General features: G+C 72.8%; 19 protein-coding genes. 6 read left to right on the forward strand and 13 right to left on the reverse strand.

Translation table 11 applies throughout. The annotated features are described in order from the left end of the window. Positions 1 to 187 precede the first annotated feature (187 nt). From ACIBCM_RS01820 to ACIBCM_RS01830, 3 genes are all read right to left on the reverse strand, one after another. A complete protein-coding gene (locus ACIBCM_RS01820) occupies positions 188 to 1,798 on the reverse strand; it encodes a glycoside hydrolase family 13 protein (protein WP_399239032.1) in 1,611 nt (536 codons plus the stop codon). A gap of 365 nt (positions 1,799 to 2,163) precedes the next feature. Continuing rightward, entirely contained in the window at positions 2,164 to 2,883 is a 720-nt protein-coding gene (locus ACIBCM_RS01825; protein ID WP_389269653.1) for a TetR/AcrR family transcriptional regulator, read from the reverse strand. Positions 2,884 to 3,162: 279 nt separating this feature from the next. Further along, positions 3,163 to 6,318, reverse strand: coding sequence for an alpha-N-acetylglucosaminidase (locus ACIBCM_RS01830; protein ID WP_399239034.1), 3,156 nt, complete (start codon positions 6,316 to 6,318; stop codon positions 3,163 to 3,165). A gap of 102 nt (positions 6,319 to 6,420) precedes the next feature. On the opposite strand from ACIBCM_RS01830, the gene ACIBCM_RS01835 reads away from it, so the two are divergent. Further along, positions 6,421 to 6,957, forward strand: a complete 537-nt coding sequence (locus ACIBCM_RS01835) for a hypothetical protein (protein WP_399239036.1) — start codon at positions 6,421 to 6,423, stop codon at positions 6,955 to 6,957. Between the two features lie 428 nt (positions 6,958 to 7,385). Here the strand turns inward: ACIBCM_RS01835 and ACIBCM_RS01840 are convergent, their stop codons facing one another. The 3 genes from ACIBCM_RS01840 to ACIBCM_RS01850 all read right to left on the reverse strand — a co-directional run bounded on the left by ACIBCM_RS01840 (position 7,386) and on the right by ACIBCM_RS01850 (position 11,128). Then, positions 7,386 to 8,921, reverse strand: coding sequence for a DUF1996 domain-containing protein (locus ACIBCM_RS01840; RefSeq protein WP_399239038.1), 1,536 nt, complete (start codon positions 8,919 to 8,921; stop codon positions 7,386 to 7,388). 273 nt (positions 8,922 to 9,194) lie between these two features. Continuing rightward, a complete protein-coding gene (locus ACIBCM_RS01845) occupies positions 9,195 to 9,842 on the reverse strand; it encodes a LuxR C-terminal-related transcriptional regulator (RefSeq protein ID WP_399239040.1) in 648 nt (215 codons plus the stop codon). Continuing rightward, on the reverse strand, positions 9,827 to 11,128 hold the full coding sequence (locus tag ACIBCM_RS01850) for a histidine kinase (RefSeq protein WP_399239042.1): 1,302 nt from the start codon (positions 11,126 to 11,128) through the stop codon (positions 9,827 to 9,829). Before ACIBCM_RS01850 ends, ACIBCM_RS01845 begins: the two co-directional genes overlap by 16 nt. A gap of 215 nt (positions 11,129 to 11,343) precedes the next feature. On the opposite strand from ACIBCM_RS01850, the gene ACIBCM_RS01855 reads away from it, so the two are divergent. Further along, positions 11,344 to 13,488, forward strand: a complete 2,145-nt coding sequence (locus tag ACIBCM_RS01855) for an MMPL family transporter (protein WP_399239044.1) — start codon at positions 11,344 to 11,346, stop codon at positions 13,486 to 13,488. 295 nt (positions 13,489 to 13,783) lie between these two features. On the opposite strand, the gene ACIBCM_RS01860 is transcribed toward ACIBCM_RS01855, so the two are convergent. Beyond that, complete coding sequence (locus ACIBCM_RS01860) at positions 13,784 to 14,776, reverse strand: NAD-dependent epimerase/dehydratase family protein (protein WP_399239046.1); 993 nt, start codon at positions 14,774 to 14,776, stop codon at positions 13,784 to 13,786. 137 nt (positions 14,777 to 14,913) lie between these two features. Here ACIBCM_RS01860 and ACIBCM_RS01865 point away from each other — a divergent pair, with 137 nt between their 5' ends. Together ACIBCM_RS01865 and ACIBCM_RS01870 are read left to right on the forward strand one after the other, a co-directional pair. Then, a complete protein-coding gene (locus ACIBCM_RS01865) occupies positions 14,914 to 15,570 on the forward strand; it encodes a hypothetical protein (protein WP_399239048.1) in 657 nt (218 codons plus the stop codon). Positions 15,571 to 15,614: 44 nt separating this feature from the next. Beyond that, positions 15,615 to 17,027 (forward strand): PepSY-associated TM helix domain-containing protein, encoded by a 1,413-nt coding sequence (locus ACIBCM_RS01870; RefSeq protein ID WP_399239050.1) that lies wholly within the window; start codon positions 15,615 to 15,617, stop codon positions 17,025 to 17,027. Positions 17,028 to 17,094: 67 nt separating this feature from the next. On the opposite strand, the gene ACIBCM_RS01875 is transcribed toward ACIBCM_RS01870, so the two are convergent. The 5 genes from ACIBCM_RS01875 to ACIBCM_RS01895 all read right to left on the reverse strand — a co-directional run bounded on the left by ACIBCM_RS01875 (position 17,095) and on the right by ACIBCM_RS01895 (position 22,859). After that, complete coding sequence (locus ACIBCM_RS01875) at positions 17,095 to 17,688, reverse strand: winged helix-turn-helix domain-containing protein (protein WP_399239052.1); 594 nt, start codon at positions 17,686 to 17,688, stop codon at positions 17,095 to 17,097. Positions 17,689 to 18,028: 340 nt separating this feature from the next. Next, positions 18,029 to 18,841, reverse strand: coding sequence for a DUF6891 domain-containing protein (locus ACIBCM_RS01880; RefSeq protein ID WP_399239054.1), 813 nt, complete (start codon positions 18,839 to 18,841; stop codon positions 18,029 to 18,031). Positions 18,842 to 18,935: 94 nt separating this feature from the next. Further along, positions 18,936 to 19,955 (reverse strand): glutamine synthetase, encoded by a 1,020-nt coding sequence (gene glnII / locus ACIBCM_RS01885; RefSeq protein ID WP_399239056.1) that lies wholly within the window; start codon positions 19,953 to 19,955, stop codon positions 18,936 to 18,938. A 244-nt stretch (positions 19,956 to 20,199) separates the two neighbouring features. Beyond that, the gene (locus tag ACIBCM_RS01890; RefSeq protein ID WP_399239058.1) at positions 20,200 to 21,432 is read right to left on the reverse strand and encodes an ARPP-2 domain-containing protein; all 1,233 of its coding nucleotides are present in this window, start codon (positions 21,430 to 21,432) and stop codon (positions 20,200 to 20,202) included. Continuing rightward, entirely contained in the window at positions 21,429 to 22,859 is a 1,431-nt protein-coding gene (locus tag ACIBCM_RS01895) for a hypothetical protein (RefSeq protein WP_399239060.1), read from the reverse strand. Before ACIBCM_RS01895 ends, ACIBCM_RS01890 begins: the two co-directional genes overlap by 4 nt. A gap of 364 nt (positions 22,860 to 23,223) precedes the next feature. On the opposite strand from ACIBCM_RS01895, the gene ACIBCM_RS01900 reads away from it, so the two are divergent. After that, positions 23,224 to 24,150, forward strand: a complete 927-nt coding sequence (locus ACIBCM_RS01900; protein WP_399239062.1) for a Gfo/Idh/MocA family protein — start codon at positions 23,224 to 23,226, stop codon at positions 24,148 to 24,150. 90 nt (positions 24,151 to 24,240) lie between these two features. On the opposite strand, the gene ACIBCM_RS01905 is transcribed toward ACIBCM_RS01900, so the two are convergent. Continuing rightward, positions 24,241 to 25,113 (reverse strand): haloalkane dehalogenase, encoded by an 873-nt coding sequence (locus tag ACIBCM_RS01905; RefSeq protein WP_399239064.1) that lies wholly within the window; start codon positions 25,111 to 25,113, stop codon positions 24,241 to 24,243. A 91-nt stretch (positions 25,114 to 25,204) separates the two neighbouring features. Here ACIBCM_RS01905 and ACIBCM_RS01910 point away from each other — a divergent pair, with 91 nt between their 5' ends. Continuing rightward, positions 25,205 to 25,687: a MarR family winged helix-turn-helix transcriptional regulator gene (locus tag ACIBCM_RS01910; RefSeq protein WP_399239066.1), complete on the forward strand. Its 483-nt coding sequence runs from the start codon at positions 25,205 to 25,207 to the stop codon at positions 25,685 to 25,687. Positions 25,688 to 26,018: the final 331 nt, after the last annotated feature.

Genomic DNA, 26,018 nt, shown 5'->3' on the forward strand with positions numbered 1-26,018 from the left:
CGCCTGCGCGCCTTCAGGAACGTCCGGCAAACCCTGAGCCGTCCGGGAGGAACGTACGCATACCAGGCAAGACCGGCGTACCCGGGAACGTCCCGCTCATCGACGAGCCCGCGCACCCCAGGACCGTACGCACACCGGCCCGGCGCACCCCGGAACCGCACCCGGCGCACTTCCGGGCCCGTGCCCGTCAGACAGCCCACCAGACGCAGGTTCCGCCCGGGATACGCGCCGTGCCGCCCGTGAACTCCAGGGCGGCCGACGAGAGCAGCGGTCTGCCGGGCACCGGGAGCGGGGCCTTCGCCGACAGGGTGTTGAGTGTGCAGACCAGTCCCGGGCGGGCGAAGGCCAGTACGCCCTCGGGCGCCGGCAGCCACTCCATCTCACCGTCACCCAGACCCGGCAGCTCCTTGCGCAGCGCGATCGCCGAGCGGTACAGCTCCAGTGTGGACCCGGGGTCGCCGGTCTGCGCCTCGACCGTCAGCTCCTTCCAGGAATCGGGCTGCGGAAGCCAGCTGCCGCCCGGACCGAAACCGAACGGCTGTGACGAACCCGACCACGGAAGCGGCACCCGGCAGCCGTCACGCAGACCGTCCTGCCCGTCCCCCCGGAAGAAGGCCGGGTCCTGGCGCACCGCGTCCGGGAGATCCGCCACCTCCGGCAGCCCCAGCTCCTCGCCCTGGTAGACATACGCCGAGCCGGGCAGCGCCAGCGCCAGCAGCGCCGCCGCCCGGGCCCGCCCCAGCCCCGCCGGCCCGCCGCCGTACCGGGTGGTGTGGCGTACGACATCGTGGTTGGAGAGCACCCAGGTCGTGGGTGCCCCGACCGAACGGGTCGCGGCCAGCGACGCGTCGATGACCCCGCGCATCGCGGTGGCGTCCCAGTCGCAGGTCAGAAACTGGAAATTGAACGCCTGGTGCAGTTCGTCGGGCCGTACGTACAGCGCGAGCCGCTCCGGTGTCGGCGCCCAGGCCTCGGCGACGCCGATGCGCTCCCCGTCGTAACTGTCGAGCAGCCGCCGCCAGGAGCGGTGGATCTCGTGCACACCGTCCTGGTCGAAGAAGGGCAGCACCTGCGCCCCGATCATCTTGGCCTGCTCGCGCATCCCGATGTCCGGCATCCCGGCGGCCTTGATCATGCCGTGGGCGACATCGACGCGGAAGCCGTCGACGCCGAGGTCCAGCCAGAACCGCAGGACCGAGGTGAATTCCTCCCGTACGGCGGGGTGTTCCCAGTTGAGGTCGGGCTGCTCGGGGGCGAAGAGATGGAGGTACCAGTCGCCCGTGTCGGTGCGGGTCCAGGCCGGGCCGCCGAAGACCGACTCCCAGTCGTTGGGAGGCAGTTCGCCCTGCTCGCCCCGGCCCGGCCGGAAGTGGTACAGGCCGCGCTCGGGTGCCCCGGGCCCGCCCGTGAGCGCCGCCCGGAACCAGGCGTGCCTGTCGGAGGTGTGGTTGGGCACGATGTCGACGATCACCCGCAGACCCAGCCGGTGCGCCTCGCCGACGAGATCGCCGGCGTCCCGGAGATCCCCGAACAGCGGGTCGACGCTGCGGTAGTCCGCCACGTCGTAGCCGCCGTCGGCCTGCGGAGACGCGTAGAACGGAGTGAGCCACACCGCGTCGACACCCAGGTCCGCGAGATGGGGCAGCCGGTCGCGGACGCCCCGCAGATCGCCGATGCCGTCCCCGTCGCTGTCGGCGAAGGAGCGTACGTACACCTGGTAGATGACGGCGTCCCGCCACCAGCCCGCCGAGCGGGCGGCGGGCTGGTCACGGAGGGTGGGAGCGAGCTCCTGGGTCATGTACGTTCCCTTGTGAGTCGTCAAAGTCCGTCGTCGTGCGGCACCCGAAGGCCATGCGGTTACGTATGGGGATGTTTCCCCCGTACGAGGATGGTCAACGCGTATCGCGCGCTTCCGGATACGAGACCCTTGCGGCCCCGGGGCCCGGTTCCCGAGGCGCCCGCGCGCCGGAGCCACCGCCGCGATGCATGCGGGCGGGTTCCGGCGCGGCTCACCGCCGTGAATGAGTCCCAGAAGGTTCCGGCGCGGTCCGCCGCCGTCGGCGGGCGCACCGGATCCGGGCCCGGAGGACGGTTCCGGATCCGGCTGTGGATACGGCTCCGCCCCATGCTTCGTACACCCCCTGCGCGGGGCGCGGTGCGGGGTCAGCGCGGGGCGGGCACCTTGGACATCACCGCGGGCGCGATCGCCATCAGCCGGCCCACGAGTTCCCCGAAGGGCCCGTCCATCGGCTCGTCGGCCAGCATCCCGACCACCACACCCGCCATCTCGTCGTCGTACGCGGCGCTCACGGCGCACAGCGCCGCGAAGTCGTGCACGAGCTGCAACTCCAGCTCGGAGCGCGGGATCTCGCGACCGTCCAGCCACAGCAGCGCGGTCGACTCGGCGAGCGACACCCAGGAACGCACCACGAGCGCCAGCCGGACCGGCGGGTCCTGGATCCCCAGATGCGCCATGATCTGGTCGTACGCGGCCTGGCGGACCTCGTCGATCATCGCGTTGGTCGTGGTCGAGCCGACGGCCGGGCCGCCCCGCATCAGCGCGGAGAACCCGGGGCCGTGGTCGTCGACGAAGTCGAAGAAGCGCCGCATCACCCGCAGCAGCCGTGTTCCGAGCGGGCCTTCGTGCGGTTCGTGGAAGCGGGCCGCCAGTTCGTCGGCCGCGCGCCGCAGCGCGGCCTCGTACAGACTCTGCTTGCCCGGGAAGTAGTGGTACACCAGGGGCCTGGAGATGCCGGCCGCCGCCGCTATCTCGTCTATGGAAACGTCGTCGGGGGAGCGGGCGCTGAACAGTTCCAGCGCCACACCGATCAGCTGCTGCCTGCGCTCCTCGACGCCCATCCTGCGGCGTACCCCGGTCGTCATGCCCACCAGCCTACCGACTGCCGTACGGGCATTTGTTCTACAGGTCGGCCCTTGCGGACCGCCCGGACCGCGCCGATCGTGCCGCCGGGCCCCGACACCCGCCCGCCCGGGGCGAGTTCACGTCCGGTGGATCGGACGCGCACTTGTTCCGTCGGCGGAGTGCGCGGAAACCCTGTTGGCGGGAGTACGCCAGACACCCGCCCGGCCCCGGCCGACGGGCAGGCCGGGCCGACAGCCAGGCCGGGTGCCCGGGGCGCCCGCGTCTCCCGGAAACGCGGATCACCCCCGATGTACGGACCACCCGCTGAAGGCCGCCGTACCGCGCGCCCCGCTTCCCCCGTTCATGGCCGTCATGAACAGGCCGACGTCCTGGGCCGCCGCCGTGCGCGGCACCGTCACCGTCCCCACCGGGCGCCAGGTCGCGCCCCGGTCCAGGGACAGTTCACCGGTGAAGGCGGTGGCCCCTGTCCGGGTCAGCCGCAGCAGCAGGGGCGCCCGGACACCCGTCACACGGCGGTAGGTGTCGAGCGTCCCGTCGCCGTTGGAGTCGTAGGAGAGGGCGACACCCCGGCGGGGGGTGACGGCGAGATTGAGGAACCCGGCCGCGCCGGGGGTCGCGAGGCTGTTGCGGGCGACGATGCCCGCGCGCGCCCAGGCGCCCGTGTTGTCCTGGGAGTCCACCCGCAGGACGACGCTCACCCCGGGCACCAGCGCGCCCTCGCGGTACGCCGTGCCGAACTGCGCCGTGCCGCGCCACATGTCGTAGCCCCCGCCGTTGATGGCGTATCGGTCCCCGAGGCGGCCGAAGACGGCCGCGTTGCTTGAGTGGGTGCGCCACTCGGGCCCGAGCGGCGCGGCGATGTGGAGCGCGCCGGGCTGGACGACGGTGACCGGGCTCTCGCCGGCGGGGCCGTACCGGACGGACAGCCGGTAGGGGAGCGCGCGCAGAGGCTCGGTCAGCGGCTCCGGGGGAGCCGTCACCCGCCAGGAGACCGAACCCGTGCCCCCCGCGGGCACCGAGTCGAGCGACAGCGGGCCCTGCGGCTCGGGCCCGGCGGTGTTCGCCACGACGTCGGTGCTCAGGGCGAAGTCGACCCGGCCGGTCGCGCGCAGCCCGCTGAAGTTGCGGAACTCGGCCGTCATCACCCCCGCGCTGCCCGGCCGGAACGCGGGCGGATCCACCGTGACCGAGGCGAACCCCTGGTAGGGCGCGGCGGCGAGCGTCTCGCGCACCCGCAGCGCCGTACGGTACGCGTCACCCGTCGGCCGGTCCGGATACGGGCGGCGGTCCCTCGTCCACGCCTCCTCCGCCGGATACCAGTCGAACGCCTTCGGCTTCCGGCCCTCCGCCAGCGCCGAGCCCACCTCCCCCAGATACTCCTCCCACTGCGGCAGATGCACATCGGCGATCAGCCCGTGCCAGTCGCGGTCGGCGTAGTTGCCGACGTGGTCGGCCGCCGTCCGGTCCGCCCAGGTGGTGATGAGCGCCCGCGCCGTCCGCTCCAGCTCCACCGCCTCCGCCGGGGTGGTCGCGAACCGCTTGGCGTCCATCAGCCAGGGTCCGAGGAGGAACGAGCGATGACAGCCCGCCATGGTGTCGGCGAGCCGCATCAGCTTCAGCCAGAGCGCCGAGACGGCCCGGAAGGTCTCCGCGTCCTTGCGCGCGTACGCGGCCCGCAGGCTGAGCTGGAGGGTGCGGGAGCGGTTGGCGAGCGCCTGGCGGGCCACATCGGTGAGATCGTGACGGTAGGCGTCGCTGTCGCGCAGCGCGGGCCGTACCTCCAGCAGGGCGGTCAGCGCCCGGTCGAACTCCGCCGGGTCGAAAGCCGTGCCGATGGCCGCGGTGAGCCCGGGCCGGCGGCCGAACAGCGAGGGATAGGGACGGCCGTCGGTGCTGGTGAGCCGGTACGCGGTGGCGGCGAGCGAGGCGAACGCCGCCCGCGCCGAGGGGTCGTCGCCGCCGTAGCGGATCCCCGCGTACCCGGCGAACCAGGCGTCCCTGTCGATCCGCTCCCGCCGCCACGCCAGCTCGCTGAACAGTTCCAGCGCGACCGGATCGCGCTCGGCGGCCTCCGGCATGTACGCGGTGCCGGCGAGCGCGCTGCCCGGCTTGTCGCGCCAGTCGGTGAACTTGGCCGTCCAGCGGTCGGTGTTCGCGCCGATCGTCGTACGCCCGCCGAAGTTGGGGATGGTGCCGAAGGCGTACGGGGCCCCGCCCCACTCCGTCTCCCGGTCGGTGACCGTGTCCAGGTCGGCGAGGCCGTCGACGATCAGGACCCGCGAGGTGTCGATCGCGCCGAGGAGCGCGGGCCGCGGATTGGACTGCCAGCCGAGGATCACCCAGGTCGCGCCGGGCGCCGCCGTCCGCAGCGCCGTCTCGACCGCGCGGGCCGCGTCGGGCACCGGCACGTCCCCGGCGGTGCCGCCCTCGTGGAGGAGGTCCATCTTGAAGAAGCGGGACTCGCCGAGGAGTTCTCGCTGATGGCGGTAGAAGGCGGCGGCGGCCTCGGGGAACACCGGGGTGCGCGGGTCCAGCCAGTCGGGGCGGCGCAGCCCGTTCCAGGTGCCCTGCGGGATGACACGGGCGCCGGGGTTGCGGTCGGCGAAGCCGTCCGGGACGGTGCCGAAGTAGCCGGGCAGGACGGCCCGCATACCCAGTTCGCGCAGCCGTCCGGTGATACGGCGGCCGAGGTCGGCACGGCGTTCGATCAGCGCGGGGGAGAGCGGGCCGCCGTACCCGCTCATGTTCTGGAGCAGCCACCACGCCTGGTGCGACGGCGCGGGCAGCCAGGTCCTGGCCTCCGTGTCCGAGTAGCCGAAGTCCAGGAGCAGACGGTGGTAGACGGCCTCGTGGCCGGGTGTCACCAGCACCTCGTTGCAGCCGTGCAGCGCGAGGACGTCGATCAGCCGCTCCCAGCGCGCCCAGTCGGCGTAGGGGGCGGTGTAGCCGTCGTGGGTGTCGTTGAAGGCGAACCGGTGCGGCACGGTCGCCGAGCGCTCCAGCGGCCGGCCCGGGGCGGGCAGCCGCCGGGGCAGGCGCAGTTGGCCGCCCGACCAGGAGATGTGTGCCCGGCAGACGTATTTGAGGTACCAGTGCACCCCGGTGAGGATTACGGCGGGGGAGGTGCCCGCGACCTCGATACGGCCGGTGGAGCCGGTCACCCGGAAGTGTTCGGGGCCCCCGGCCGCGCTCAGGGCGAACTGATCGGCGTGGCGGGGCAGCACTCTGCGCAGGGCGGCCCGGGCGGGGGAGGTGTCGAAGGGGGCGGCGGGGGCCGCGCCCGGCGCCGGAGCGGCGGCGGTGGCGGGCAGGGGGGCGGCTGTGGCCGTGGGCAGGGGCCCGCCGGCGGCCGTTCCCCTGCCGAAGGCCCCCGCGCCGAGCGAGCCCGCGGTACCCAGAACCGTACGTCTCGACAGCCCCGACTGTTCGAACATCGGCACTCCTCCGTGTTACCCACGTCACAGCTGGTGCGTGCGTGGCGCAGGTTACCCGGCGTTCCGGCCCGGGCGGGGGCACCGAAGGGGCACGATGACCGGATGCGGACGAGCACGAGCACCGGCGCGCGGCGTACGGCCCGCGCGGCACTGGCAGTTGGGGCACTGGTCCTGGTCGCGGCGTGTGGCTCCGGAGGTGACGGCGATCGGCGTGGCGGCGGGGACGGCGACGGTGACGACGCTCCCCGGACGGCCACGGGCACCCTGGAGGAGATCGCCTCCCTGGCGGACTGCAAACCGAACATCCAGACGGACGCCCGGGAACTGCGGCAGGCGAACTGCCGGACAGGTGACGGCAGATATGTGCTGACGACCTTCGCGACCGATCGCGGCCAGCGCGAGTGGATCAACGAGGCCAATGACTACGGCGGGGCCTATCTGGTCGGCCGCAAGTGGGTCGCCTCGGGAGACGAGAAGGTGATCGAGGTGCTGCGGGGGCGGCTCGGGGGCACGGTGGAGACCGGCTCGGAACACCACCGGGAGAGCGAAGGGAACGGAGGGAACGGGGAGGGCGACGGCGGCTCCGGTCAGGGCGGCGGCGACGCCTCGGGCGAGGGCCACTCGGGCCACGGCGGCTGAGGGGGACGGGTCCGGGCCGGCCCGTCGGGTTCGGGCGGCCGGGGCCCGGACCTGCCGGCCGGTCAGCCGCCCTGCCCGGACCCCGGGGCGGCGCGGACCCGGCCGGCTCGCGGGGCGCGCCCGAACGCCTGGCCCGCCGGCCCGGTGGGCACCCGGCAACCCGCTTGGCCCGGCCGCACCCGGCAACAGGCGCCGCCCCGCCCGTACCCCGCTCGGGTCCGCCTGGACAAGGGAGCGCCATACCGCAGACCGGCCACCGGGCCGGAGCGAAGGAGCCCGGCCGCGAACCCGAACCGCCGGGTGGCCGGCACCGTGACGGCGAACGGCCGGGCCCGTCCCCTCCTCCTCGGGGACCGGCCCGGCCGGGTCGGCGGAACCTGCGGCCGCCGTGGCGCGGAGCACCCGCGCCACGGACGGCAGCGGGGCCCTCAGGTGCACCGCTGGTTGCGGTTGATGCAGTTCACCATCCTCTTCATCAGGCTCTCGTCGAAGACGTTGATGAAGTCACCGTGGTCCGTGACCGGCTTGTGCAACTGCTCCGGGAAGGAGTCCACCGCGAAGCCGGGGCCCGGCGGGACGCTGTAGACGATCCGCTGGACCAGCTGCGGAATCGCCTTGAACCCGTTCCGGCACTTGCCCTGCGCGTCGGCGAAGGCCACATGCGTACGGTGGTTGGCGCTGTCGATGTTCTGACCGTCCCAGCAGCTCTGGAACTTGAACGTACGGACGACCTTGCTGCCCCGCGGGCAGATCGGGTACTTGTCCTTGAGCTGGCGGTTCTCGAAGCCGGTGCAGCTCCAGGAGGCGTTGGCGTTGCCGGGGCCGTTGACGAACGCCTTGGCGTCGCCCGTGATGATGCGCAGCAGCCGCGGCATCGCGGTGACCCGGCCGTTCGGGCTGCCGACGAACTTCAGGCTGACCTCGGCCGGGGTCTGGATCTCTCCGACGTTCTTGTCCTTGCCGCCGCCGTCCTCGTTGGCGTCGTTCTCGTTCTGGCCGTTCTGGAGGCGCAGCACAGGCCAGAAGTACGAGGAGCGGTCGCCGCGGTTGCGGCAGGTGGTGGCGCCGTTGGCGAGGTCGTCGTCGCTGGCGAAGGCGTCGTTGGCCTGGTTGCCCACGTAGTCGTGCATATGGTGAGCGCCGTTGGAGACCCCCGGTGCCACGATCACATTGTCGGGGTTGAACAGGCCGTTGCGGTTCACTCCGCAGTTGGTGGTGAAGGTGCCCCGGGAGGCGTTGCGGCGGTTCTGGGGCGTCTTCACATTCGGCCGGACGGAGCGGATGTCGACGAAGTCGGACGCCTCGGGGCCATTGCCCGCCTGGCCGCCGTCACCACCGCCGCCGTTACCACCGTTGCCGCCGCCGCCCTGGCCTCCGTTGGCCGCGCCGCCCTGGCCCCCGCCGCTGCTGCTGCCGCCGCCGGTTCCGTTGCCCCCGTTGCTCCCGCCGCCGCTCCCGCCACGGCCGTTACGGGTCTCGTTGCCGCCGTCTGCGTCGTCGTCGCGCAGGGTGCACGGGGCCAGGCCCTGCATGCCCCGCCATCTGGTGCCGCCGCGGTTGATGGCCGCCGCGATCCGGTCGATGCTCGCCTGGCGGCTGGTCTTCAGGGGTTCGAGGATGTCCTCGTCGGCGACCGCGGGATCCTGCCGGATCCGGTCCCTCCGGTCGGCGAACCGCTGGTAGGCATCGGTGATCTGGCTGTCCATCGTGGCCAGTTCGCGGTCGACCTCGACGCGCGCCTCCGGGGGCACATCACGGGGAAGGCCGTTCGCCGCCTCGGGGCAGTCGATGGTCGACGCCTGTGCGGCGTTCTGCGCCTGCTGCCCGCGCCGGCCGGACGGGCCTTCGTCCGCGGACGCGTACACATTGACCGCTACCAGCCCACCCCCGCCCATGATCAAAGCGACCGATGCGACCACGGCCCGGTTCGCCAGCTTCGAGCGTTTTCTTGTCCTGCGTCCCATGGAACTCCTCTGCTTCGTTGCCGGGCGTGGGTGGTTGTCTGTGTTTCTGGGGGGTCCCGGCAGAGGGAGAAGCGCGACCATTCATACGTGAGAGTTCGATGAGGCGTTCAGGACACGATGAACTTTGTATCAATCTCCAGGAGTAAAACCGGCATTCAAGGGAAAATCAGGGCCCCAGAAGTCGTGTAGTGGCCCCTGGATCTCCCGGGTGCCCCGGCCGCTCCGGTGTCTTATGAGAGCGGACTCATCCGCCGGGCGGGAGCCGAAGGCCGCTCAGCCGTGGTCCAGATAGGCCAGCACCGCCAGCACCCGGCGGTTGTCGTCGTCCGACACCGGCAGCCCCAGCTTCCCGAAGATGTTCGAGGTGTGCTTGGCCACCGCCCGTTCGGTGACGGTCAGCTGGGTCGCGATCGCCGTGTTGGAGCGGCCCTGCGCCATCAGCTCCATCACCTCCAGCTCCCTCGGGGTCAGCCCGCCCATCGGCTTGTCCTGCGCCCGGCGCGACAGCAGCTGTGAGATCACCTGAGGATCCATCGCCGTACCACCGCCGGCCACCCGCCGTACCGCGTCGACGAACTGGTCCGCGTCGAAGACCCGGTCCTTCAGGAGATAGCCGACCCCGCCGTTCCCGTCGGCCAGCAGCTCACGCGCGTACAACTGCTCCACATGCTGCGAGAGGACCAGCACCGGCAGCCCCGGCCGGGCCCGCCGCGCCGCCAGCGCGCACTGGAGGCCCTCGTCCGTGTGCGACGGCGGAAGCCGGACGTCGACCACGGCGACGTCCGGCTCCAGCTCCGCGAGCGCCCGGCTCAGCTCGGGCCCGCTCTCCACGGCGGCCAGGATCTCGCAGCCGTACGCCTCCAGCAGCCGCACCAGGCCGTCACGCAGCAGAAACAGGTCTTCGGCTAGAACAACTCGCAAGGAATCTCCATGGTGACCATGGTGGGGCCGCCCTCCGGAGAGCTGACGGCAAGGACGCCGTCGAATGTACCGAGCCGCCGCTCCACCCCGCTCAGGCCCGACCCCGCGCCGATCACCGCACCACCCCGGCCGTTGTCGGTCACCGCGATCCGCAGCGAGTCCTCGCCGTACATCATGTCCACCCAGATCCGGTCGGCCCCCGCGTGCTTGACCGCGTTGGTCAGCGCCTCGCTGACCGCGAAGTACGCCGCCGACTCCACCGGCGCGTCCGCGCGGCCCGGCAGCTCCACATCCACCTCCGTGGGCACCGGCAGCCGCAGGGCGAGGGCCCTGACCGCGTCGCCGAGCCCGCGCTCCGCCAGTACGGGCGGATGGATGCCCCGGACCAGGTCGCGCAGTTCGGTCAGCGCCTCCGCCGAGGACTCCCGGGCTCTGGCCAGCATCTCCTTCGCCTGGGCCGGGTCCTTCTCGATCAGCGCCTCGACGGTGCCGAGATTCATGCCCATCGCGACCAGCCTGGCCTGCGCGCCGTCGTGGAGGTCCCGTTCGATACGGCGCAGTTCGGCCGCCGAGCTGTCCAGCGCGTCGTGCCGGGTCTCGGTGAGCCGGTCGATGCGCTGCTCCAGCTTCTCCTGCCCGTGCGGGTCGAGCGCGCCGCCGACGATCCGGAAGTGGGTGTTCACCAGCGTGGGGCCGGCCTTGATCCCGATGGTCAGCAAGGCCGTGGCGACCAGTGCGGCGAGCACGGCCGTGCCCCAGCCGCCGACCGGGACGAACGTGTACCAGAACGGGTCCTCCACCGCCACCAACGGTATCCACAGACCGCCGGCGACCAGCAGTCCGAACACGCCCTGGAGCAGCAGGGCCGGCCCGAGGAGCGCGACGACCGCGCCCGCCGTCATGTCCACCAGGAGCCACTGGAGATCCCGCCAGGTCGCCGGGTCCTTCAGCAGATGCACACACTGCTCGACCTGACCGGTGACCCCCCGGCGCAGATCACGCGGGAAGGGGCGGTACGCCGCCGGTATCCGGGCCGAGGACCAGCGGGCGGCCAGCAGTCTGCGCTGCCCCGCGTGCATACGCACCAGCTTGAGGACCGCCGGAGTGGCGAAGACGCCCACCCCGACCGGGATCAGGGCGATGGAGACGACCGAGAGGACGAAGAGCGTGATGGACCCGGCCAGCGCCAGCAGCGCCAGGGTCAGCCCCCGGACACCGGCCGTCAGCGCCGCCGGGTAGTGACGGACCCCTGGCCCGGCACCGGCGCGTTCCCTCGTCGCTTCCATGATCCACCTCTCGCCACTCGTTTCCCTCATCCTGCCGCCCGGCCCCGGCCCGGCGCACTGGGCCTCACCACCGGCTCGGGGGTGGTGCTGGCACCACCCCCCTGACCTCGCCCTATGGCTCACGGGAGGGGTGCCCGGCGGCTGGGGCAGGCGCGCCCCGGTTCCTAGCGTCGTAGGCGACCTGTCGGGCGCTCGGTTTTGGGGGCGGAAACACCATGAGGCGCAACCTCGCGGCACGTATCGGGGTATGGAGTGCGTACCACCGGAAAACGGCGATCATCGGCTGGCTGCTGTTCGTCGTCCTGGCCACCGGCGTCGGAGGCGCGGCCGGCATGGTCGAGATGACCGCCTCCGAGGAGGGCGCGGGCGACTCGGCACGGGCCCAGAAGATCCTCGACGACGCCCGGCTCGACCGGCCCGCCGGCGAACTCGTCCTGGTCACCGGCACCGCGCCCGGCGCCTGGAAGGACACCGCCCGCGAGCTGACCGAGGCGATCGAGCGGACCGGAGAGGTCCGCGGCGTCGAGCCGCCGCTGGCCTCCGGCGACAACCGGGAGGCGCTGATCCGTTTCGAGATCAGGGGTGACTCCGAGACCGCGGCCGACAGGGTGGAGCCCGTCCTCGACGCGGTACGGGACGCGGGCCAGGGCAGCCCCGGCGTCGAAGTCCATCAGTTCGGGCAGGCCAGCGCCGAGAAATGGCTCGGTGATCTGCTCTCCGACGACTTCCGCAGGGCTGAGTTCACCGCCGTACCGCTCGCGCTCGGCATTCTGCTCGTCGCCTTCGGGGCGGTCGTCGCCGCCCTGCTGCCGGTCGGTCTCGCGCTGACCGCCTGTATGGCGGCCTTCGGTCTGCTCTCGCTCGCCAGCCACCAGCTGCATCTGTTCCAGACGACGTACTCGGTGATGTTCCTGATGGGCCTCGCCGTGGGCGTCGACTACTGCCTCTTCTATCTGCGCCGCGAACGCGACGAGCGGGCCGCCGGACACGACGCCGACACCGCGCTGCGGATCGCCGCGGCGACGAGCGGGCGGGCCGTGCTGGTCTCCGGCGCCACCGTGATGCTGGCGATGGCGGGCATGTTCCTCTCCGGGCTGATGCTCTTCGAGGGCTTCGCGCTCGCCACGATCCTCGTCGTGTTCATCGCGATGCTGGGCTCGGTCACCGTGCTGCCCGCGCTGCTGGCCTGGCTGGGCGACCGGGTCGACGCGGGCCGGCTGCCCTTCCTCCACCGCCGCCGTACCGGGCGCGCCCACCGGAGCCGCGCGGGGGCGGGCGCCCTCCTGCGGCCCGTACTGGCGCGGCCCGGGCTGTTCGCGGTGAGCGGCACCCTGCTGATGCTGGTGCTCGCCGCCCCCGCCGTGGGCATGAAGACCGAACAGCTCGGCATGGAGAAGCAGTTCGGCTCACAGGCACCGCTGTCGGTCGCGTACAAGAAGATCACCGAGACGTTCCCCGGCGGTCCCGAGCCCGCCCGGATCGTGGTCGAGGCCGACGACATCACGGCGGAGCCGGTACGGGCCGCCCTGGCGCGGTTCGACCAGGTCACCGTCCACCGCGCGGAGAACGTCGCCGAGATCGAGGTGCCGCTCGCGGGGAACGGCACCGACGAACGCTCCAAGGACGCCCTCGCCGAACTGCGCGACATCACCGTCCCCGCCGCTTTCGACGGCACCGGCGCCCGGGCGCATGTCACCGGGGAACTCGCGGAGTCCGTCGACTTCAACGACCAGCTGAAGCGCGGGATCGTGCCGGTCTTCGCCTTCATCACCGTCGTCACCTTCGCGCTGATGCTGTACTGCTTCCGCTCGTACCTCGTCGCCGTGACCTCGATCCTGCTCAATCTGCTCTCGGTGGGCGCCGCGTACGGGGTGATGACGGCCGTCTTCCAGCACGGCTGGGGCGCGTCCCTCCTCGGTACGGAGGCGGTCGGCGCGGTACAGAGCTATCTGCCGCTGTTCGTCCTGGTGGTGCTGTTCGGGCTCTCCATGGACTACCACGTCTTCGTCGTCTCCCGGATCCGTGAGGCACGGGAGCGGGGAGCCGGCACCCGGGAGGCGATCGCCGAGGGCATCCGCCGCACGGCGGGACCGGTGACCGGCGCGGCGGCGATCATGGTCGCGGTCTTCGCGGTCTTCGGCACGCTGTCCATGCAGGACATGAAGCAGATGGGCGTCGGGCTGGCGGTCGCGGTGCTGCTCGACGCCACGGTGGTACGCATGGTGCTGCTCCCGTCCGTCCTGGCGCTGCTGGGCGAGCGCACCTGGCCCGACCTGAGGCCCGGGCCGGGCCGGCCGCCGGTCGAGGACCTTCCCGTGTCCGGGGGCGGACACGACGGGCAGGTGCTCCAGGGGCGGTGATCCTGTGGCGGTCCGGCCGGGGACCCCGCCCGGCCGGACCGCCTCGTACCGGCACGCGCCGGATCGTCCCCGGCCCGGAACGCCCCCGCATCCCGCCCGCACTTGGACCGCCCGGACCCGGACCCGCTCCCCGCCGGACCGCCCGGACCCGGACCCGCTCCCCGCCGGACCGCCCGGCACCCGGACCGCCCCCGGCGCACCCTCGCGCGTCCCCCGCGGCCCGCCACGCTCCAACAGGAACCTTCCCCTCCACCAGGCGCCAGCTCCACCAGGCACCCGCCCTTCCCCGCACACCTCAGCCGCCCAGCAGCGCCGCCTCCACCTCCGGAGCCAGCCCCACACCCGGCCGCCCCGCTCCCCGCCCGTCCCCGCCGGACGACCGCAGCCAGGACCAGGTGTCCGCGACGGTCTCCTCCAGCGGCCGGCACCGCAGCCCCGCCGCCGACGCCCGGCCGGCGTCCAGCGTGTAGACCGCGTTGTGGAGATCCCGCGCCTCCACCGGCGGAACCCAGATCGGCAGATCGGTCCACGGCTCGACCCCGGCCGCGAGAATCGCCGCCGGGGGAGTCCACCGCAGATCGGCCGCGGCCCCGGTGACCCGTACACACGCCGTCAGGACCTCCTCGAACGCCGTCCGTCCGGGCTCGCCCGCCAGGTTGTAGGGACCGCTCAGCCCGGCCCGCGCCGCCGAGACGGTCCAGTCCGCGAGGTCGCGTACGTCGATGTACTGCACGGTCGCCTCCCGGGGCCCGGGCGCGAGCACCGGCCCGCCGCGCGCGATCCGGTTCAGCCACCACGGCAGCCGTCCCACGTTCTCCCGGGGACCGAGGATCAGCCCCGCGCGCACCAGCAGCGAGCGGTCCTCCCCGAACGCCTCGATCGCGGCCAGCTCGCCGCCCCGCTTGGCCTCCGCGTACGGCGCCTCCTCCGCGTCCGGTGAGCCGTCGTACACGGCCGCCGTCTCGTCGAACCCCGCAGGCGGCGGCCACGCGTACACCGAACAGCTCGACACATAGACATAGCGACCCGCGCGATCCGCCAGCAGCCGCGCCGAGTCCCGTACGGCGCGGGGCGCGTCCGACCAGGTGTCGACGACGACGTCCCACTCGCCCCCGGCGAGCGCCGCGAGTCCGCCGGGCACGGTCCGGTCGCCGATGAGCGTACGCACCCCTTGCGGCGGGGCGTTCCGCCCCCGGTTGAAGACGGTCACGTCCCAGCCCCCGGCGAGCGCCGATTCGGCGACCGCGTGCCCGGCGAACTCCGTTCCGCCCAGAATCAGAAGTCTCATGGGCGTGACTCTGCCCTCCGGCACCGATGAGCAACAGGATTTCTGCCGGCAGAAGAACACAAACGACCCCCGCGCGGGCAGGAGGAATCCCCGACCCTCTCCCGCGCCGCGCCCGGCGGTGGCAGCATGTGCGGACGATGACGGATGCCCGGTCGCCCCTGCGCGCCCTGCGGGCCGCGCTGTTCGCGGCGATCTGTGTCGCGTGGTCCGCGACGGGGCACGCGTACACCTCCGGGCACGATCTTTCCCTCACGGCACTCCTGCCCGCCTTCGGGACGACCGCGGCCGGCGCGTGGCTCGCCGGCGGCCGCCGCCGGGGCGCGCTCTCCATCGGCACCGGACTGCTGACCGCCCAGGGTGCGCTGCATCTGCTCTTCGTCCGGACCCAGGCCCAAGGCCGCGCCCACGGCCCGGCATCCGGGAGCGCCCCGGACGTCCACCACGATCCGGCCGCCGGCGCGGAGGCGCTGTCCGGGGGCTCCGCGCTCCTCGGATCCTCCCCGGCGGGCATGCTCGCCGCCCACCTCCTCGCCGCCGCCGTATGCGCCCTGTGGCTGGCCCGCGGGGAGGCCGCGTTCTTCCGGCTCGCCCGTGCCGCGGTCGCCCTCGCCTTCACTCCGCTGCGGCCACCGCTCACCGCCGTACCACTGCCGCCGGGCCCCCGGCCCCTCGTACCGCCGCGGCCCGGCACCGCGCCCGGTCTCCTCAGTGCCGTACTCGGCCACACCCTGGTGCGCCGTGGACCGCCCGCGCTCCCCGCCATCCGCGCCACGGCCCCCGGAGCAGCCGTCTGACCTGGGGCCTCTTCCCCATGTCGACACCAACTCCCAGGATCACCATGGCCATTGACGCCTCTGCCCACGGCAGAACCGAAACCGAGCAGGAGACCGCGACAGGCTCCGTATGGAGCGCCCTGCGGCCCCTCGTCCTCCGTCTGCACTTCTACGCGGGACTGCTGATCGCCCCGCTGCTGCTGATCGCCGCGATCAGCGGACTGCTCTACGCCCTCTCCTTCCAGGCCGAGAAGATCGTCTACCGGCACGAACTGACGGTTCCCGCCGGTGAGCGGACTCTTCCGCTCAGCCGGCAGATCGAGGCCGCCCGCGAGGCCCGCCCCGACGGCACGGTCACCGCCGTCTGGCCCGGCTCGGAGAAGGACGCCACCACACGGGTGCTGATGAGCGCCCCCGGAGTCGAGGAGGGCACGTCCCTCGCCGTCTTCGTCGATCCGTACACCGCCGAGATACGGGGAGAGCTGCCGTCCTACGGCAGCTCGGGCGCCCTGCCGCTGCGCACCTGGCTCGACTCCCTCCACCGGGATCTCCAACTGGGCGATCCCGGCCGCAACTACAGCGAACTGGCCGCGTCCTGGCTGTGGGTTGTCGCGCTCGGCGGCCTGCTGCTGTGGCTCGGCCGCAGGCGTACCGCGCGCCGCGCGCTGTTCGTCCCCGAGCGCGGAGCCAGGGGCCGCCGCCGCACGCTCTCCCGGCACGGCGCCGTCGGCCTGTGGGCCGTCACCGGTCTGGTCCTGCTCTCGGCGACCGGACTGACCTGGTCGCGGTACGCGGGTGAGAACATCGGAGCGGTCCAGGACCAGCTCGGCGGGGCCACCCCCACCGTCTCCGCGGCCCTCGCGCCCGGCACCGGGACCGCCGCGGGCGGTGACCACGAGGGCCACGGCGGCGGGGCCGGGGGCGCCCACCACGGCACGGACGTCGGCGTCGACCGGGCCCTGGCGGCCGCACGCGGCGCGGGGATCGACGGCCCGCTCTCCCTCACCCTCCCCGGCGAGGGCACCGGCTATGTGATCAGGGAGACGGACGCCACCTTCCCCGTCCATCTGGACTCGGTCGCCGTCGACCCCGCCGACGGCCGGGTCATCGACGAACTGCGCTTCGCCGACTACTCCATACTCGCGCAGCTCACCCGCTTCGGCATCGACGCCCATATGGGGGTGTTCCTGGGCCTCCCCAACCAGCTGGCCCTCGCCGCCCTCGCGCTCGCGCTCATCGCGCTGATCCTGTGGGGCTACCGGATGTGGTGGCTGCGCAGGCCCACCAAGGCACACGGGCTCCGCGGCGGGCGTCCCGTGCCGCGCGGAACCTGGCGCAGGGTGCCGCTTCCCGTGCTGCTGCCGCTGGCGGCCGTCACCGCGCTGATCGGATGGTTCGTGCCGCTGTTCGGCCTCAGTCTGCTGGCGTTCCTGGTGGTGGACCTGGCGGTGGGGGCGGTGGCGAGAGCCCGCGCCTGACCGGGACCGCGGCCCGGACCCGTACCTCCCCCGGGTCCGGGCCGCTCCCACCCGCGGTGAGCACGGATCAGGGGGCGTAGGTGTAGCCGACCCGGCGTACCGTCCGGATCGCCTGGCGGTGCTCGGCGCCCAGCTTGCGGCGCAGCCGGGCGACATGGACGTCGACGGTGCGCCCGTCGCCGACGTGTCCATAGCCCCAGACCGTGGTCACCAACTGGTCGCGGGAGTGCACCCGGTGGGGGTGTGCCACCAGATGCGCCAGCAACTCGAACTCCAGATACGTCAGCTCCAGCGCCCGCTCGTCGACCACGGCCAGCCGCCGCGCCGGGTCGATCCGCACCGGCCCGGACCCGCCCGGCATCACGGCGGCCGGCGCGGGCGCCGCGGACGGGTGCTGATCGGCCGGTACGAGGACGAGATAGCCGAGCATCGGCGGTCGGCCCGGCAGACCGGGCACATCGTGCTGCGGCGCGGGCAGCCAGGTGGCGCCGGGCGGCAGCAGCTCCGCCACCTGGACGAAGCCGCCGGGCGGGACGACCTCGTCGGGGTCGACGGCTCGCAGCCGGTGGCGTACGGGACGGCCCGGGACGAGGCGCCCCGGCTGGACGGCGGAGGCGGCGGCCCGGGCCTGGACCGCGGAGAAGGGACGGGAATTCACCATGAGAGGTCAGCTCTCTTTCGCGCGGAGGAGTCGACGAGTCGATGGGACGGACGTACGTCGTGCGCGCTGGCCGAAGGCCGGATGAGCGGCTTTAGAGGGCCCGCGCGTTCACCGCGCGGCAACACACCCGGTCGAAGTCGTGGTGCTGCCGGGAAGGCCAGAACGGCTCAAGGTCGGTGTGACCTGTCGCGGAGTTCCGGAAGCCTGCCATGGGCTCATTGAATCAGATGAACGGCGCCTCAAGGAGGGTCGCTCTCACGGACCGAGACGGTGATTCCGTCACACCCGCCCGTTCTCGGGCCGTTCGCCGCCCGTTCTCCGGCCGTCATCCGTCCTCGCCTCAGTTGTCCTCCTCGTCCTGCTCGTCCTCCTCGTCCGCGCCGAACTCCCACGCGTCGTCGGCGTCGAGGGCACTCATGTCCTGGTCGACGCGCTTGCGCCAGTCCAGCTTCACCTCGACGGCCCGGTCCGGACTGCCGCTCCACTCCACCCGGAGCCCCTGCGCGGCCACCGCCGCCACCACCTCGTGGCCGATCGCCCGCGTCGTGTCCTCGGAGCCGTCGAAACCGCCGTAATACAGGGACAGGGAACCGGTCTCGACCGCGCTGTCCACCGCCTGCGAGTGGAAGAAGACAAAGCCGCGCGCGCCGGGGGAACGCTCATCCCCTATCTCGGACATCCCGCAGGACAGACAGCAGGTGAAGTCCTCCCGGGCGGTGATGCCGGCGTCGTCCAGCGCGTTGAAGGCGACGGTGAGCCGGTCGGGGTCCAGCTCGCCCTCCCACCCGGCCTCCTCGGCCAGCCGCTCCCGCCACAGCTCGCCGATGAGCGCTTCGATTTCCTCCTCGTCCGGCCTGTCGTCCTCGCCGTCCTCGCCGTCGAGGAAGTCGGCCGCGAACTCGGCGAGATCCTCGATGCCCGTGTATCCGCCGGCGATCCGGGTCCGGAGTTCGGACGTCAGCTCCCTCATCACGTCCCAGACGAACTCCTCCTCCGCTTCCGGATCCTCTGCTTCCGGGGCCTCCGCCTCTCGGTCCTCTGCTTCCGGGTCCTCTGCTTCTGGGGCCTCCGCCTCTGGGTCCTCTGCTTCCGGGGCCTCCGCCATCGCCTCGTACCGTTCCCGGCCTTCGTCCGTCACCCTGATCTCCGGCATGCGGTCACCCTGCCACAGGCCACCGACAGCGAGGGGGTGCGCGCCTTATCACGGCGCGCACCCCCTCGGGAGTCTCCGGAACCCGGCGGTGGCCTCAGACCTGGCCGGCCTTCTCCAGGGCCGTGCAGCAGGTGTCCACCATCAGCCGGGTCACCACATACGGGTCCACGTTGGCGTTCGGGCGGCGGTCCTCGATATAGCCCTTGCCGTCCCGCTCCACCTGCCAGGGGATACGGACGGAGGCGCCCCGGTCGGAGACGCCGTAGCTGTACTCGTTCCAGGGGGCGGTCTCGTGCAGACCGGTGAGCCGGTCGTCGATGCCCGCGCCGTAGTTCTTGACGTGGTCGAGCGGCTTGGAACCCTCGCCGAGCGACTCACAGGCGGTGATGACGGCCTCGTACCCCTCGCGCATCGCCTTGGTCGAGAAGTTGGTGTGCGCGCCCGCCCCGTTCCAGTCGCCCTTCACCGGCTTGGGGTCGAGCGTCGCCGCGACCTTGAAGTCCTCGGCGGTGCGGTACAGCAGCCAGCGGGCGATCCACAGCTGGTCGGCGACCTCCAGCGGCGGGAGCGGGCCGACCTGGAACTCCCACTGGCCCGGCATGACCTCGGCGTTGATGCCCGAGATCCCGAGGCCCGCGGTGAGGCAGTTCTCCAGGTGCGCCTCCACGACATCACGGCCGTGGATCTCGTCGACGCCGACACCGCAGTAGTAGCCGCCCTGCGGGGCGGGGAAGCCGCCGACGGGGAAGCCGAGCGGGCGGTCGCCGTCGAAGAACGTGTACTCCTGCTCGATGCCGAAGACCGGCTCCTGCCCGGCGAACCGCTCGGCCACCTCGGCCAGTTGCGCGCGGGTGTTGGAGGAGTGGGGGGTCATGTCCGTGTTGAGGACCTCGCAGAGCACCAGGACGTGGTCGCCGCCGCGGATGGGGTCCGGGCAGGAGCGGACCGGCTTGAGCACCCGGTCGGAGGCGTGACCCTTGGCCTGGTTGGTGCTGGACCCGTCGAAGCCCCAGACGGGCAGCTCGGTGGCGTCGGGGAGGATCCTCGTCTTCGAGCGGAGCTTCGCGGTCGGCTCGGTGCCGTCGATCCAGATGTACTCAGCCTTGATGGTCACGGGGGCCTCATCCTTTGCGGGTCCAGCGGTATGCCAGGCAGCTTGGCAATGCGCGATTTCCCGTCCGTTGCCCTGATGTGAACCCCGTGTTACGACGTCCGTGATGTGATGAATACCACCGGCCCGTCCGCATTCCGCTTCGGTACGGACGCCGGTGGGGGCTTCCCTGCGGAGACCGGCGGGGGCGGGCGTGCACGGGGGCTCTCAAGGGGCGGGGCGCCCGGCCGTGGAGGGCCCCCGCGCGCTACTTCCCGGGCCAGTGCTCCACGCCCTGCTTCAGCATCCATCCGAAACCCGCGTCATGGATCCGGCGCACCAGATCGGCCCGGCCGGTGCCGAGCGCGGCGGCCGTACGGTCCAGATGCCAGTCGCAGTCGTGCAGCGACGACAGCAGATGGCCCCGGCGGATCTGCGCCTCGGAGAGCCGGAACGTCTTCAGATAGGCCACCCGCCCCCGGTGGTCGGTGATCACCTCGCCGATGTGCTGCTCCCGCACACCCCGCTGGAACGGCGGGAGGAAGCGCCGGAGCGTGAACGACCCCAGGGAGCGGACCCGCTCGAACGCGTACGACGGATCGAGCAGTCCGGCCGCCATCACGGCGTCATGGTCACGCGTCCACTCGCGCTCCTGCTCCCGGGCCGCGGCCCGCAGATCCGCGAGCGTCCGCACCCGGTTCTCGTCACGGACGACCGCCTCGAACGCGGGCACGGGCCGGCCGAAGAGGGCGTGCTGATGGACCAGGTCCCCGTACAGGTCCTCGACCAGCGACGGATGCAGGGCACGGTAGTCGTCGGGATGCGGTACGACGAAGGCCGAGGCGAGCGAGTCCGCCGCGTACACCAGCACACCGCACTGACCCTCATGGATCTCGAACACCCGCAGCGCTTCCTCGAGCCCGCGCACCCGCCATCCGCCGTAGGCCGCCTCCGCGCGCGGCGACAGCCCCTGGCGTACCGCACGCTGGGACCATTCGTCCCACATCACGGAAGGGCCGCCGAAGTGGAGCGCCAGATACCCCTCCAGCGCCAGATGCAGCGGGAGGAAGCGCAGCCGCTGCCCGCCGCCGTCCCGGTCCGGGCCCCGGCGTTTGGCGAGCCGGTGATGGCGGCGGACCGGGACATGCTCGGGCGCGGTGTCGCCCAGCACCGTTCCGTACGCCGCCGACCGTCCTCCGTCGCCCGACCAGTCCGCCACGAAACCGTGCGGAACGTAGGAGACATAGCGGTGGCCCGACCCGAGGTCCACGGTGCTGTCGGCGCGCCCCGCGTCCTCGTCGTCCGCGCGGATGTCGCAGTCGCCGGGCCCGTACTCCGCCCGGGTTCCCGAGGTCCCGCCCGCGGGGACCGGGCCGCCGTAGACCTCGTGGCGCAGCCGCAGCCCCTCCACGGGGGCGTTCCGCACCAGCGGCACCAGCCGGATTCCGCCCCACACCTGGGCGGGCGCAGCGACCAGCCCGGTCATGTCCAGACGGCTCATCGCGCCCCCTCGGTACGGTGGCCGGGGCGGTCCAGAAAGAGTCCGGTGCGCCGGTCCAGATACGCCTGGAGCTCCACGAGACCCGTACGGCCCGTCGCGAACTGCGCGATCTCCACCAGCGCCGCCAGATCCTCGGCGTCCCGGATCCCGGCCGTCGGCACCCCGGGCGCGAGCCACCGTACGTCGAAACCGTCCGCGTCGTACACGGGGTTCATATGCACGACACTGGTGCTCCGGCCCGGATCGAGCCGGGTCCGCCAGACGCGCAGCACCTCACCGGCGAGCCCCGGCGGCGCGTTGTCCCAGCCGTCCGAGACGATCACCAGCCGCTCGGGGGAGTCCTCCAGCGCGTCCAGCACCCGCATACCGAGCGGGCTCGCTCCCCGGGGCCGTACCAGCAGCGGATCACGGCCGCCCGACGTCCAGTGCGCGGTGTACGACTCCGCCAGTGCCTCCAGCAGCCAGTGCGCCCCCAGCGCGACCGCCAGCGGGCGGCGGCGCTTGACCCCGGAGCCGTACGACGAGTAGCTGTCGTCCAGCACGGCCGAGACCCGGCCCCAGGTCCCCGCGTACGGCCCCGCCGCCCGGAGCGCGGCGGCCCGGAGCGCGTCCCTCAGCTCCGCGCGCCGTTCCCCGCGCGTTCCGGGCGGAAGGGACAGGACGTAGAGAGCGAGCCGGGTCAGCGGCATCACGGTCAGATCGTGCTCCGTACCCGCGCTCCGCCGGGTCCGCAGCCGCTCCAGCCTGGTCATCCGAGGGGCGATCCGCTCCAGGAACAGCTCACGCGGGACCCGGTGCCGGGCGGCGAATCCCCCGGCGACGGTGAACGGCAGCTCGTAGATCGCCCCCTGCTCGTAGTGGGCGCGCCGGTACGCGTCCAGGAGCCCGTGCTCGTAGCGGACCCGTGTGCCGGGCCGGAAGAGAAAGTCGCCCAGCTCCTGGCCGACGGGCAGATGGGCGTGCCGCGCCACGGCCTTCAGACCGCTCCGGTACTTCACCGCGTCATGGCCCGGATCGGGCCGTGACGCGAGCCAGTCGCGCTGGATCGCGCGGGTGCGGCGGTTGTTGACCCGGGCGTCGCGGAGCGCGCGGAACAGCCGGTAGACACGCTGCGGCGGCAGCAGGGCCAGCCGCGCGGCGATCAGCCGGCCCTCCACCCGCTTCTGCTCCGCGGTCGCGTCGCCCGCCGTGCGCAGCAACTGCTCGACGATCCGGGCCGCGTTGTGGTCGTTGATGTCGAGGGCGAGCGCCGCCGCGTACACCGACCGGTAGTTGACCCGTACATACTCATGGAGGAAGGACAGCGAGAGCTGTTGCCGGCCCGCGTCCGAGTGGAACTCCCGCTGCCCGGTGGCCGTGACGGCGGCGTTCACGAACAGCAGCACGTCCTCGGCCGCGATCAGATCGGCGAAACTCTCCTCCGCCATGGCTCCCCCCGGCGCGGCTATGGGAAACCGGCCGGGGAATGGGGGCGCGATCAGCGAAATCACTGCATCAGAAGCAAGTCTCGGAAGTCGCACCGGAGTCCCGCGGCCGGTCCGCCCCAAGGTAGCACCGGGCGTCGTGGGGCCCCTTCGAATATCGGCGGAGGGGGTGGGCCGGGGAGCGGGGCCGGAGTCGGAGTCGGCACCGGTCCGCCGTGCCCGCGGCCCGGTCCGGGCGCCCCCGTCCAACGGAGCGCGGTCGTCCGGCCGCCGGCCCCGCCCGTCCACCGGAGTGTGATCGTCCGGTCCGTCGGCCCCGGCGCCACCCGTCCTGCCCGCCCGTGGCCCGGCGGGGCAGACTGGGGCCATGACACAGCCCCTGAGCACTGACGGAGCGCCCCGGCGGCGGACACGTATCGGACTCCTCGGCGCCGGGCCCTGGGCCGGGAGAACCCAGGCGCCCGCCCTCGGCACCCATGAGGGGGTCGACTTCGCGGGGGTGTGGGCCAGACGGCCCGAGGCCGCCGCCGCGCTCGCGGATGCGTACGGCACGAAGGCGTACTCCGGCGACGACGGCGCCGATGAGCTGCTCGCCTCCTGCGACGCCGTCGCGTTCGCCCTGCCCCCGGACGTCCAGGCCCCGCTCGCGGTCCGCGCGGCCGAGGCGGGCTGCCATCTGCTGCTGGACAAACCGGTCGCGACGACGGTCGCCGCCGCGGCGGCGACGGCCCGGGCGGTGGAGCGCGCCGGGGTCGCGTCGGTGGTCTTCTGCACCCTGCGCTTCGCGGAGGAGACCCGCGGCTGGATTGCCGGACAGGCCGCCGCCGGGGGCTGGTTCACCGCCCGCGCGCAGTGGCTGGCCCCGCTGTTCGCACCCGGCGGGGCCGGCCCGTACGCGGCCTCTCCCTGGCGGCGGGAGAAGGGCGCGCTGTGGGACGTGGGGCCGCACGTGCTGTCCGTGCTGATCCCCGTGCTCGGCGAGGTGACCGGGGTGACGGCGGCACACGGGCCCGGCGACACCGTGCATCTGGTGCTCCGGCACGCCTCGGGCGCGTCGAGCACGGCGACCCTGAGCCTGAGCGCCCCGCCGGAGTCGGCGGGCACCAGCCTCGAACTCCTCGGTGACCGGGGCACGGTGACCCTGCCGAAGTGGTCCGACGCGGTCGGTGTGTTCCGGCTGGCCGTGGACGCCCTGCTGGAGGCGGCGCGTACGGGACGCCCGCACGCGTGCGACGCCCGGTTCGGACTGCGGCTGACGGAGATTTTGGCGGAGGCGGAGGCCCAGCTGGCCTGACGGGGGCCACCGTCAGGGCCCTGGCCGGGGCGACGACCGCCACCCCACCCGCGCCGGCGGTCCGCGTACGCCCGTCGCCGGCGCAGGTCATCAGCTCTGCCGGTCGCCGGCCAGAGCGTGCCGCCGGGCCCAGCTGCCGATCGCCTCGGCGATGGCCCCGGGCTGGTCCTCGGGCGCGTGGTGGCCGGCCGGGCCGCAGTGCCGGGTTTCCAGCCCGGCGATGTTCTCCTCGCACCACTTCGCCGTCTGTTCGTCGATCAGCAAGGTGGGCGAGGAGTCGAAGGTGAGGAGCAGTTTGGGGACCTCACCGCTGCCGGCCAGCCAGGTGTCGTACCGCTCGACCCGCTCCGTGACATCGGCGGGGTCACCGTCCAGCGGCAGCGAGCGGGCCCATTCCAGAATCGGGCGACGGCTTTCCGGGGTGGGGTACGGCGCCCGGTAGGCCTCCATGTCGGCCGCGCTGACCGGGGTCAGTACGCCTCCGGTGAAGGCCGACTCCAGGAAGACGTTCTGCTCCAGTACGAGCGTCTCGCCCTCGGGTCCGCGCATGGCCTCGGCACGTGAGCGCGGTCCTTCGCCCAGGTCGCTCCAGGACATCGGGCGCACGATGGTCTCGAGGAAGGCGATACCGCGGACCCGGTCGGGATGGCGGGCCGCCCAGTCGAAGCCGAGCGCTCCTCCCCAGTCGTGGCCGACGAGCACCACCTCGTCCAGGCCCAGCCGGTCGAACCACTCGTCCAGGTAGCGGGCGTGGTCGGCGAACCGGTACGGCACATCGGGCTTGCCGGAGCGGCCCATGCCGATCAGATCGGGTGCGAGCAGGCGGGCGGGCAGGTCGACCGCGGACAGCACCTTGCGCCAGAGGTGGGACGAGCCGGGGTTGCCGTGCAGAAAGACGACAGGGGTGCCGCTGCCCGTCTCCTCGTAGAACATCGTCGAGTCCAGTACATCGATCACCGGCATGATGTCTCCCTATCGCTAGTCGCACTAACTGTTGCGGTGTTCATCAACGTAGTTCGTTAGTGCGACTAATGCAAGGGCTATGATGGGCGGCATGAGCAACAGCACGCCAGACATGGCTCCCTCGGCGGGCCGGCCGGCCGGTGCCCGGCGGCTGCGGAATCTGCGGACCCGGCTTCTGTCGCAGGCCGCGATCCAGTCGGATCGCCTGGTGAACGACGAGTTGGCGCGGGCGGGCGCGCGCAAGTGGCATTTCGCGGTACTCGCCACGCTGGAGGAGTTCGGACCCCTCAGCCAGGCGGAGCTGAGCAGCCGTACGGGCATCTACCGCAGTGACATGGTCGGGGTGATCAAGGATCTGGCCGACGGCGGACTGGTGGAACGCTCACCCAACCCCGCCGACCGCCGGCAGAACGTCGTCACCCTCACCCGGCAGGGCAACCGGCACCTGCTGAAGCTGGACAAGCTGCTGACCGACGTGGAGAACGAGGTGCTCGCGCCCCTCACGCCCGCGGAACGCGAGGAGCTGGCCCGGCTCCTCGCCGTCCTGGTGGACCATCACGGCCGGCGGGCGTGACCGGGTAGCGCTGCCGTCGCCCGGCTCGATGCCCGGGTGTCCGGGACCGGTTCCGACGGCTCGAAGGCCGTACCCTCTCCGAGAGGGCGGGCCGCAGGACTGTTACGCGGGGAATGGGCCCGGGCGCGCTGACTCGCCGTCGCCTCCGTCAGGGTGTGCCGCCCATGTCCGCCCCTCGGGGATGTCTCGCGGCTGCTCTCGTCCCGCCCGTGGCCGGGTGCGTAGGGGCGGGGCGCCCCGGCGGGCGTTCACCAGGGCGTACGGCGGGGGAGTGGGTCCGCCCGGGGGAGCCGGGTCATACGGGCCGCGGGGCTTCTCGGACGCGCGGCTG

The organism is Streptomyces sp. NPDC051018, from assembly GCF_044456085.1.
Lineage (GTDB): Bacteria > Actinomycetota > Actinomycetes > Streptomycetales > Streptomycetaceae > Streptomyces.